This is a genomic window from Alphaproteobacteria bacterium, from assembly GCA_037200005.1.
GTDB lineage: Bacteria > Pseudomonadota > Alphaproteobacteria > UBA9219 > RFNS01 > JBBCGY01.
In genome coordinates this window covers 1,285,941-1,296,053 of record JBBCGY010000001.1, presented here as the reverse complement: position 1 = coordinate 1,296,053, position 10,113 = coordinate 1,285,941, and the positions used below count along the sequence as shown (strand labels likewise).

Genomic DNA, 10,113 nt, shown 5'->3' with positions numbered 1-10,113 from the left:
TGTTTTATGGATTACCAATTAAGCTGGAGTTTTTTCTTTTGTTCTTCGATCCGTCGGATCAGCAGCGGGTGGATAGGAATTTCTCTTTTATTGAGATGATCATAAAGTTGTTGTGCGGTCGGCGCGATCGCAACCTGTTTGGCACCCGTCAAGGGGTTCCAGTCCATGGCAATCCATTCTTTGTTATGTTCCTTTATCAACTGCGGCAGTTGGCGCGCATAGGCTCTGTAGGCCATTTTGATTTTTCTATGCGCATAAAGCTGGCGGGCGGTGGCTACCCATAGAGAAATCACGCCGGCCATGATAACCTCCATTATGGTTAATTCCGATGCCGGGGAGCCTATATTCTATTCTTTCCCGAATCAAGAAAATGCAGGTATTCTCAGGGCCATGACCGAGACAGCGACATCAAACGAACAGGAAGACGGCGGATCGAATTACGATCTGGTCGTCAAGCTTGGCAATTATGACGGGCCGCTCGACCTGTTGCTCAATCTCGCCCATGAGCAAAAGGTCGATCTCGGCTCCATTTCGATTCTGGCGCTTGCCGAGCAATATCTTGCCTATATCACGACGGCGCGGCGCTTGCGGCTGGAAGTCGCCGGGGATTACCTGGTCATGGCGGCCTGGCTTGCCTATCTGAAATCACGCCTGCTGCTTCCCGCCCCTCCCGGCGAGGAACCCGATCCCGCCTCGCTCGCGGCGGCGCTAAAATTCCAGCTGCTGCGCCTGGAAGCGATGCAGAAGGCGGCGGCGCAACTGGCCGCTTTGCCGCAATTGGGAACGGAGATTTTCCTGCGCGGCATTCCCGAACCCATCCGCCGGATCGAGAAGCCTGTCTATCACTTGCCGCTCTATGATTTGCTGCAGGCTCTCGCCGCGCCGCAGCGCAGAACCAAATCGCCGAGCTATGCGTTGATGCCGCAATGGAGGCTGTTTTCCATGGAAGACGCTCTCGTCCGGCTTCGCGGCATGATCGGATTCATGCCGGAATGGGCGGTGCTCACGCGCTTCATGCCGAAAGAACCCGTGGACGATCTTGAGGCGCGCTCCGCCGTGGCCTCGACTTTCGCCGCGACGCTGGAAATGGTCAAGCTGGGCGAAGTCGAATTGCGCCAGGACGCCAATTTCGGCCCGATCTATCTCCGCAAGGCCAAGCCAGAAAACGAGGAAATACGGCAATGACCGAAGAACTGCATCCCCAGTTACGTATGATCGAGGCGCTGCTGTTCGCCAGCACGGAACCGGTAACGCGAAACGCTCTGCTCGCCCGCGTCGGCGACGACGTGACGCTGGAGGCGCTGCTCGATATGCTGAAAAAAGATTACGCGCCGCGCGGCGTCAATCTGGTCGCCATCGGCGACGCCTACGGCTTCCGCACCGCGCCCGATCTTGCCGATCAATTGCAAATCGTGACCGAGCCGCGCCGCAAGCTGCCGCGCGCCGCGTCGGAAACCCTGGCGATCATCGCCTATCACCAGCCGGTCACGCGGGCCGAGATCGAAGCCATTCGCGGCGTCGCCACCGCGACCGGCACGCTCGACCTGTTGTTGGAGCGCGCCTGGATCAGGCCGGGACGGCGGCGCGACACGCCGGGCCGTCCGGTCACCTGGGTGACCACCACCGATTTCATGAGCCATTTCAACCTTTCCTCGCTCAATGACCTTCCGGGGCTTGAGGAGCTGAAAGCCTCCGGCCTTCTGAACGCCCAGCCGGTTCTCGCGGGCTTGGGCGCGCCGGACGACGATACGACGCTGCGCGACCATAACGTGACCACCGATACCGAAGAGCCCGCGCACTGGGTGGCGGAAGATGACGCGGCGCAAACGGCGGCGGAATAGACGGCCCATCCATCATGCCGATTGCCGTCACGCTTATTGCCGCCAAGAGCGACAAAAATTTTTCTTCTTTTGCCGATGATTGCGCCGCCGAATTGGCAAGGCGCGGCTTTCCCGTCGCGGAACGCGCCGAACTGTGCCCCCATCAAGCCCATGATTTGCTGCTGGAAACGGACGCCGAAACCGCCGTCCGCGATATCGTCGACGGGTTGATCGCGGACAGGCCGGTCGATGCCCTGGTCCAGGACGCCTCGCGCCGCCGTAAGCGGTTTCTGGTCGCCGACATGGAATCGACCATCATCGAGCAGGAAATGCTGGATGAAATGGCGGATGCCATCGGCTGCCGCGCGCATGTCGCCGAGATCACCCGCCGCGCGATGAATGGCGAGATCGATTTCTCCGCCGCCATTCGGGAGCGTGTGGCCCTGTTCGCGGGACAGCCCGCCGCCTTGCTGGAGCAAATGGCGGAACGCATCACGATCATGCCGGGCGCGCGGGCGCTGGTGACGACCATGCGCCGTCATGGCGGGACATGCTGGCTGGTATCGGGGGGATTCCGGTGCTTCACCGGCCTGATCGCTTCCAGATTGGGATTTGATGCCCATTTTGGCAATGATCTCGAAATCGAGGACGGCAAGATCACGGGGAAAGTGGCGGAGCCGATTCTCGACAAAAACGCCAAGCTGCTGCTTTACCGGCAGGGCATGGAGCAACTGGGCATCGCGCCCGGCGAAGCAATTACCGTCGGCGACGGCGCGAACGATCTGCCGATGATCGAGGCTTGCGCGGCGGATGGCGGCCTCGGCATCGCGTTTCATGCCAAGCCCGCCGTGGCGGCCAAGGCCGCGCATCGCGTGGCGCACGGCGATCTGACCGCGCTGCTTTACGCCCAAGGCTACCGGGTGGAAGAATTTGCGCAAGAATTCGCGGCGAAGTGAATTATTCCTTCTCCTTCGCCTTTTCCTTCTCTTTTGCCTTTTCCTTTTCCTTCTTCAGAGGCACCGCGACGAAACGGGCGTCGCCTTGATGGTGGACGAGCAGCAGCAAGGGCTTGCCGCTGTCTCTGGCCGCTTTGACGGCCTGAGTAACCTCGGCGACGGAACCGACCTCCTGCTGAGAGATTTCCATGATCACGTCTCCCGGCACGATGCCCCGCTCGGAGGCGGGACCGTCGGGCGCGACATCGGTGATGAGCACGCCCTTGACCTCGGACTTGATCTCATACTTTCTCCTGGTTTCGGACGTAAGCGCGGCAACCGATACGCCCAGACCCTCGAGCTTTTCCTTTTTAGGCATACCGGGAGCGGGTGGCTTCTCTTCGCCGGCCGCCAGCTTCTCTTCGGCCTTCTCCTGGCTTTCAAGCTCGCCGATTTTGACTTTCAGCGATACCTCCTTGCCATCGCGCCAGACTTTCATCGGGGCGGTTTTCCCGACTTCGGTTTCGGCGACAATGCGCGGCAGGCGCCGCATCTCGGTCACATCCTTATCGTCGAAGCTCAGCACGATATCGCCGGATTTAATTCCTCCCGCGTCGGCGGGGCCTCCGGGCGTGACGCTATTAACTAAAGCGCCTCGCGGCGCGCCGAGGCCAAGACTTTCGGCGATTTCCGGCGTGACCACCTGGATACGCACACCGAGCCACCCGCGCCGGGTATGGCCGTTGGTCTTAAGCTGCTCGACGACTCCCTGCGCCAGCGAAGACGGAATGGCGAAGCCGATCCCGACCGATCCCCCCGTGGGCGAGAAGATGGCGGTATTGACGCCGATCACCTCGCCGCCGGAATTAAACATCGGGCCGCCGGAATTGCCGCGATTGATGGCGGCGTCGGTTTGCAGGAAATCGTCATAAGGCCCCGCGCCGATATCGCGGGCGCGGGCGGAAAGAATGCCCGCCGTTACTGTGCCGCCCATGCTGTAGGGATTGCCGATCGCCAGCACCCAGTCGCCCACCCGCATCTTTTCGCTATCGCCCCAGGCAAGGGCATGAAGCGGCTTGGACGATTTGACTTTAAGGACGGCAAGATCGGTTTTCTTGTCCACGCCGATTAATTCGGCCTTCAGATTCGTATTGTCCTGAAGAATGACATTGATTTCATCGGCGTCCTGGATCACATGGCCGTTGGTGACGATATAGCCCGCCGCGTCGATAATGAAGCCCGAGCCGAGAGATGTCACCTTCTGGGGCTGTTCCTGAGGCATTCCCTTGCGGTGCTTGTCGTAAAACTCCCGAAAGAAGTCCTCGAACGGCGAGCCGGGCGGAAATTTAGGCATGTCTTCTTCCATCATATCCTCGGCGGCGGCCGCGGGATCGAGTTTTTGGGTCGTCGAAACATTGACCACGCCAGGAAGCAGCTTTTCCGCGATGTCGGCAAACCCGGCCATGGGGGCCGCGGCGTTGGCGGGCGCGCTCGGCACGGGAGCCAGCAGGCCGGCGACCAGAAGGCACAGGAAAATTTTCGGCAAATGGGACATTTAGGCACACTCCATTGATGCGGATTGACGCGGCGGGCGCATTAAGGCGGAAATTTACGGCAATTTTATGGACAAAGAAAGAGCGGGGATATTATGGGGGCAGGAGAGGACAATGAAGAGTCGGATGTAAGAAATCTCCGCCTATCGCGGCTCAAGAACTGGCAGCGGCGCGTTCGGAAATCTTGCGCCGCGCCGTCGATGCTTCCATGAGGCTCGCCGACTCTTAAGCGCCGATAATGATCGAACGCATAGCATGTCGTCATGCTTGCCGTGATGGCCATGTCGCTATTTCATCCACCAATTTTACTTTTCGTTAGTATCTCGAGGGCAAAATGATCATGATCATATCTTCAAGGCGCGCAGAAAAATGATTCGCATGATGCGACACTGCGATGTTTTGAAAATGATCCACGCATCGCGTGATGCATGTTCGTGATAAGTCGTATGCAGGAATCTGTTGCAAGCTTGCAACGTGAGTCGGGCAAACAACATAGAATGAGCATGAATGACGATGATGATGTGAATATGTTGTTGACTGTTCGCGTAACAATCAACAACATGACGGCACTTCACTTACGAGGAGGAACAACATGCCTGCGAAGAAAAAAGCTGCCCCTAAAAAGGTTGTGAAAAAAGCAACGAAGAAAGTCGTGAAGAAGAAGAAGTAACTTCACGGCGTCCTTAGGGACGCTTCGTTATCGAAGCTAACGCTTCAGCCCCCGTTCGATAAATCTCGCTTTGGCAGAAATATCGGACGGGGGTTTTTCGTTTGGGGATATGCAAAAGAAGGCGCAGCCATGGCCGAATCCATCACCAAAACCGCATGGTGGCTGATATTCACGGTTTCCGTCGCGGTCGGCCTGTTCGGCGATGTGGCCATGAAGCGAGCCGGGCAGGGCCAGACGGACTGGTGGTGGTTTACCGCCGGATTCGTCGCCTATTCGGCGACCAGCGTAGGCTGGTTCGTTTTGCTGCAGACGCGAAAGCTGGCGGTGTTCGGTTCGCTCTATCCGGTCGCCAATGCGCTGGGTCTTGTCGTGCTGGGAGCGCTGCTTTTCGGAGAACAGCTCGGAGTCCGCGAATATTTGGGAATCAGCCTGGGCTTGGTTGCCCTCGTGCTGCTTGCGGGGGGATGAAAGGAACAGCGCGATGATTCGTTTTCGATTGCCGTCCCGGCGCCTATGCGGAGCATTGTTATGCGCGCTGGCATTTCATGCCGGCGCGGCGGCGGCAAAAGAGCCTCAACAGGATTCTTCATCTGCTCCTCACGTCGTGGTTATGGGGATTGAGGCGGATGGCACGATCATCGGACCGCGTTTGATATTCAAAAGCACCGGTCGCCGCCTCATAGATGCCCGCGCCTCTTCAATGACTATTTTCAGGCAGAAAGACGGCAGCAATCAGGTCATCGATCTTGCCTTTTTATGGCGGCTTGAGCCGCGCGCTAACCGGCTGGTCATCGATGCCGACCGATTAAGGCCGTTCGTGGAAAAGCTTCCCGATGGAGCCTTGACCATCGATTTTGCGCTGACGAGCGAAGATGGCGAGTGGGGTTGCGCGGGGTATATCCCCATAAGCAAGCCGAAGGGCAGCCAAACCCGATCAAAAGGCTGGGAGCCGATCCGAAAAATCCTTTGCCGGCAAATGGATTAGGTATCCAGGAAGCTGCGCAGCTTGCGCGACCGCGAGGGGTGCTTGAGCTTGCGCAGCGCCTTGGCTTCGATCTGGCGGATGCGCTCGCGGGTGACGTTGAACTGCTGCCCGACTTCTTCCAGCGTATGGTCGGTGTTCATGCCGATGCCGAATCGCATCCGCAGCACCCGTTCCTCGCGGGCGGTCAGGGTCGCCAGCACGCGGGTGGTCGTTTCGCGCAGATTGGACTGAATCGCCGCGTCGATGGGGATGACGGCATTCTTGTCCTCGATGAAGTCGCCGAGATGCGAATCCTCCTCATCCCCGATGGGGGTTTCGAGGCTGATCGGCTCTTTGGCGATCTTAAGCACCTTGCGCACCTTCTCCAGCGGCATGTGCAGTTTTTCGGCCAGTTCTTCCGGCGTCGGCTCGCGGCCGATTTCGTGCAGCATCTGGCGGCTGGTGCGCACCAGCTTGTTGATCGTCTCGATCATATGGACGGGGATGCGGATCGTGCGCGCCTGATCGGCGATCGAACGGGTGATCGCCTGCCTGATCCACCATGTGGCGTAGGTCGAGAATTTATAGCCCCGGCGGTATTCGAACTTATCGACCGCTTTCATCAGGCCGATATTGCCCTCCTGGATCAAATCCAGGAATTGCAGGCCGCGGTTCGTGTATTTCTTGGCGATGGAGATGACGAGTCGCAGATTGGCTTCGACCATTTCCTTTTTGGCCCTGGCGGCCTCGCGTTCGCCCTTTTGCACCGTGAGAACGATGCGGCGGAAATCGCCGAGCGGCAGGCCGGCCTCGTCGCAGATCGACGCGATTTCGGCACGCAGGCGGTCGACCTCGTCGCCGTGATGCTCGAAGAATTTCGTCCAGTTCTTAAGCTGGGGAATCGGCAGCGGGGCTCTTTCCTCCCCATCGGCGCTCTCGGCCTTGGCCGGGGACTTGCCGCCAGCCTTGCCGGTTTTTCCGCCCTTGCCGGTTTTGACGTCTTTTTTCTTTTCTTCTTTTTTGGCGGGCTTGCTGTGTGCCGGGTCGAAAACGAACTTGACCCAGTCCGGATTAAGCTCGTTGCCGAAATAATAGGCCAGGAATTCTTCGCGCTTGATGGCGCTCTCGACGGCGACGCGCAGGATTTTGCCTTCGATGCCGAGCAGGCGCTTGTTCAGCGTATAAAGCTGTTGCACCAGTTGCTCGAGGCGGTGCTGATTGAGCCGAACCGTGCGGACCAGATCGACCAGCTCGTCTTTGATCGCCTGGAACTTTTTGTCGGACTGGCGGATGATATCCTGGCCCTTTTGCGCGGCGGTATGGCGCTGGGCTTGCAATTTGAATAATTTGGCGTAGGCCACGGCGATTTTATCGAATGTCTCGATGACTTGCGGCTTCAGCCGGTCTTCGAGCATCGCCAGCGAGAGATTGTTTTCCTCATCGTCGTCGTCGAAGGTGCCGTCCTCGGTTTCCGGTTTTTCAACCGCTTCCTCTTTTTCCTCTTCTTCCTTGGGGGCGGCGGCTTCGGCGGGCAGGCCGGCTTCGGCGCCGGGCTCGCCGCCGCCATAGGTCGCTTCGAGATCGATGATGTCGCGCAGCAGCATTTTGCCGCCTTCGAGCGCGTCGTGCCAGGCCAGGATTGCCTGAATCGTCAGCGGCGATTCGCAAATGCCGCTGATCATCATTTCCTTGCCGGCTTCGATCCGCTTGGCGATGGCGATTTCGCCCTCGCGGCTCAGAAGCTCGACCGTGCCCATTTCGCGCAGGTAAAGCCGGACGGGATCGTCGGTGCGGCTGGCGGTTTCTTCGTCGATATTGCCGCCGGAAGATTCTTCCTCCTCTTTTTCTTTTTCTTCTTTTTCCTCGTCTTCCTTGCCCTCTTCGTCGCCATCTTCGCCGGTCTTGCCCTTGGCGGCGGGCTTGTCGTCATCGTCGCCGTCGCCATCCATGACATTGATGCCGATATCCGACAGCAGCGCCATCGTGTCTTCGATCTGTTCGGACGTGATCTTGCCCTGCGGCAAGGCGGCGTTGAGCTCGTCGATGGTCACATAACCGCGTTCCTTGCCGATCTTGAGCAGGCGCTTGATCGCCTTCGCGGTGGTGTCGCGCAGCGCGCCGTCATCCTCGCTCGATGCGGGGGCGGTGCTGATGGACTTCTTGACCTTCTTTGCTGCTGCCATGCTTAGTCAATCCTGCTGTGGGGCCCTGTTGTGGGGCGTCGTCGGGTTATGTCGCGTCGCGTTAGATCATTCGTCGTCGGCCTTCTGCCATGTCTGCTGGGCGTTAACGATGGCGAACAGGCGTTGCTCATTTTCCTCGCTGGGATCGGCATTGAAACGCAGCCGGGCCGCTTCGATGTCCGAGTCGGTTTGCTTGGCGTGTATGTGACTCCAGGTTTCACGAAGGCCATTGCGCGCCGTTTCCGATCCTTGCTCCGGCCGCGCGAACTCGGCGTGGATGTAGGTTGTTTCGGACAGCAGCTCCGACAAGCCAACCTGGAGCCTTTCGGCATCTGGCGCACTTTTTATCGCCTGCGAGAAATGGCCGTAAAATTGTGCTGCGTCAAGGGGTTCGTGATTAAATTCGGCAAAAATCCTGTCCATATGGGCGCTTATGTCCCGATAATCGGAGCGCGAGAAGGGATGGCGGGCCAAATCTTCGCCGAATTCCTCCATGAGATCGGGATGATTAATAAGCGTCGCCAGGATAATTCGCTCCCATCTTTCATTCGGCTTAGGCGGCAGGCGGCGGGCAATAAAGCCGGTTTCCGGCTTGTTGCGCGTAAAGGCAGATGTCTGGCCCGCCCCCTGCTTTTGGTAATTTTTATAACCAAATAAATGGCTTAGGCGATCCTGTATATCTTTTTCATAAAGACGACGGAGGCTTTCGTCGCCGACCATGCCTATATATTGCCGCAGAACAGTTTTCAGCATGGCCTTGTCTTCGGGGGTTTGCAGCCGCCGTCCTTCTAGCGCCTGATGCCAGATGACGTCGATTAAAGGGCGGGCCTGATCCAGGATGTTCTGCAGCGCCAGTTTGCCGGATCGGCGCAGCAGGCTGTCCGGGTCTTCGCCCAGGGGCATGAAGGCGATTCGCAGGGTCTGCGCCGCGCTGATCAGCGGCAAGGCTCGCTCCAGTGCCCGTCCGGCGGCCTTTTGCCCGGCATTGTCGCCGTCGAAGCACAGGATCGGGCTGTAATCATAGTCCGGCTGCCGGTCTTCGGGCTTCGGCAGCAGTTTCCACAGCGCCAGCATCTGATCCTCGGTCATCGCCGTGCCGAGCGGCGCGACCGCGCCGATATAACCGGCTTCTGCCAAGGCAATCACATCCATATAGCCTTCGGCGACGATCAAAGGTTGCTTCTGCTGCACGGCGGCGCGGGCGCGCGACAGGCCGAAAAGAAGCTTCCCTTTATGGAACAGGGGATGGTCGGGCGAGTTGATGTATTTCGGCCCTTCGCCCGCCAGCAGCCGCGCGCCGAACGCGACGATATTGCCGCGCCGGTCGCCGACCGGAAAAATCACTCGATTCCTGAAGAAGCTATAATAACCTTCTGAATTTTCTGATTTTTTTATCAGGCCGAGTTCCAGCATATCGGCTTCGCTAAAGCCTTCGCGCTTGAGGGCGACGATCAGCGCCTGGGCGTCCTGCGGCGCATAGCCGAGCCGGAACCGCTCGATGGCGTCATCGTCGAGGCCGCGATTATGGAAATAATCCAGCCCGGCGCGGCCCGGCCCGGTGCGCAACTGCTGCTGAAAGAATCGCGCCGCCCGCTCGATCAACTGGCTCCAGGATTTTTGCCGGTCATAAACCTCGCGCTCTTTCGGGTCGGATTGCGGGACGCTCAGCCCCGCCTGCGCCGCGAGGCTTTCGATGGCCTCGGGGAAGGTCAGCCCGCCTTGCTTCATGACGAAGCCGATCACGTCGCCGTGCGCGCCGCAGCCGAAGCAATGGTAAAACTGCTTGTCGTCATTGACGTAAAAGCTCGGCGTCTTTTCGTTATGGAACGGACAGCAGGCCTTGAACTCCCGCCCGGCGCGGGTCAGGCGCACGGCCTTCCCGACGACTTCCGACACCGGAAGCCGATTGCGAATATCTTCGAGGAAGGAAGGGGGAAGGGGCATGGATTATGAATAAGCGTAAAAGCAATTTTCTGGCAATGGTTTTA

9 protein-coding genes are annotated in these 10,113 nt (G+C 58.8%); 5 read left to right on the top strand and 4 right to left on the bottom strand.

The window, feature by feature from the left end:
* Positions 1–11: 11 nt before the first annotated feature.
* Positions 12–302: a hypothetical protein gene (locus tag WDO70_06705; protein MEJ0062886.1), complete on the bottom strand. Its 291-nt coding sequence runs from the start codon at positions 300–302 to the stop codon at positions 12–14.
* Between the two features lie 88 nt (positions 303–390).
* Between WDO70_06705 and WDO70_06700 the strand changes: the two genes are divergently transcribed.
* From WDO70_06700 to serB, 3 genes are read left to right on the top strand one after another with little or no spacing between them, the layout of a single operon-like run.
* Entirely contained in the window at positions 391–1,185 is a 795-nt protein-coding gene (locus WDO70_06700; GenBank protein MEJ0062885.1) for a ScpA family protein, read from the top strand.
* A complete protein-coding gene (scpB, locus tag WDO70_06695; GenBank protein ID MEJ0062884.1) occupies positions 1,182–1,841 on the top strand; it encodes an SMC-Scp complex subunit ScpB in 660 nt (219 codons plus the stop codon). Before WDO70_06700 ends, scpB begins: the two co-directional genes overlap by 4 nt.
* Before the next feature lie 14 nt (positions 1,842–1,855).
* On the top strand, positions 1,856–2,776 hold the full coding sequence (serB, locus tag WDO70_06690; GenBank protein ID MEJ0062883.1) for a phosphoserine phosphatase SerB: 921 nt from the start codon (positions 1,856–1,858) through the stop codon (positions 2,774–2,776).
* 1 nt (position 2,777) lies between these two features.
* On the opposite strand, the gene WDO70_06685 is transcribed toward serB, so the two are convergent.
* Positions 2,778–4,310: a DegQ family serine endoprotease gene (locus WDO70_06685; GenBank protein ID MEJ0062882.1), complete on the bottom strand. Its 1,533-nt coding sequence runs from the start codon at positions 4,308–4,310 to the stop codon at positions 2,778–2,780.
* Between the two features lie 797 nt (positions 4,311–5,107).
* Between WDO70_06685 and WDO70_06680 the strand changes: the two genes are divergently transcribed.
* Both WDO70_06680 and WDO70_06675 read left to right on the top strand, forming a co-directional pair.
* On the top strand, positions 5,108–5,446 hold the full coding sequence (locus WDO70_06680; GenBank protein ID MEJ0062881.1) for a hypothetical protein: 339 nt from the start codon (positions 5,108–5,110) through the stop codon (positions 5,444–5,446).
* A gap of 232 nt (positions 5,447–5,678) precedes the next feature.
* Positions 5,679–5,963, top strand: coding sequence for a hypothetical protein (locus WDO70_06675; GenBank protein MEJ0062880.1), 285 nt, complete (start codon positions 5,679–5,681; stop codon positions 5,961–5,963).
* On the opposite strand, the gene rpoD is transcribed toward WDO70_06675, so the two are convergent.
* Positions 5,960–8,125 carry an RNA polymerase sigma factor RpoD gene (gene rpoD / locus WDO70_06670; GenBank protein MEJ0062879.1) on the bottom strand — a complete coding sequence of 722 codons (2,166 nt, stop codon included), beginning with the start codon at positions 8,123–8,125 and terminating at the stop codon, positions 5,960–5,962. The two genes, WDO70_06675 and rpoD, sit on opposite strands and share 4 nt — an antisense overlap.
* Before the next feature lie 66 nt (positions 8,126–8,191).
* Positions 8,192–10,069, bottom strand: a complete 1,878-nt coding sequence (gene dnaG, locus WDO70_06665; GenBank protein ID MEJ0062878.1) for a DNA primase — start codon at positions 10,067–10,069, stop codon at positions 8,192–8,194.
* Positions 10,070–10,113 lie beyond the last annotated feature (44 nt).

Excerpts from the sequence above, each read along its gene's own strand:
- WDO70_06675 (MEJ0062880.1), top strand. The coding sequence starts at position 5,679 with ATGACTATTTTCAGGCAGAAAGACGGCAGCAATCAGGTCATCGATCTT.
- dnaG (MEJ0062878.1), bottom strand. The coding sequence starts at position 10,069 with ATGCCCCTTCCCCCTTCCTTCCTCGAAGATATTCGCAATCGGCTTCCG.
- scpB (MEJ0062884.1), top strand. The coding sequence starts at position 1,182 with ATGACCGAAGAACTGCATCCCCAGTTACGTATGATCGAGGCGCTGCTG.
- rpoD (MEJ0062879.1), bottom strand. The coding sequence starts at position 8,125 with ATGGCAGCAGCAAAGAAGGTCAAGAAGTCCATCAGCACCGCCCCCGCA.
- WDO70_06680 (MEJ0062881.1), top strand. The coding sequence starts at position 5,108 with ATGGCCGAATCCATCACCAAAACCGCATGGTGGCTGATATTCACGGTT.
- WDO70_06705 (MEJ0062886.1), bottom strand. The coding sequence starts at position 302 with ATGGCCGGCGTGATTTCTCTATGGGTAGCCACCGCCCGCCAGCTTTAT.
- WDO70_06685 (MEJ0062882.1), bottom strand. The coding sequence starts at position 4,310 with ATGTCCCATTTGCCGAAAATTTTCCTGTGCCTTCTGGTCGCCGGCCTG.
- WDO70_06700 (MEJ0062885.1), top strand. The coding sequence starts at position 391 with ATGACCGAGACAGCGACATCAAACGAACAGGAAGACGGCGGATCGAAT.
- serB (MEJ0062883.1), top strand. The coding sequence starts at position 1,856 with ATGCCGATTGCCGTCACGCTTATTGCCGCCAAGAGCGACAAAAATTTT.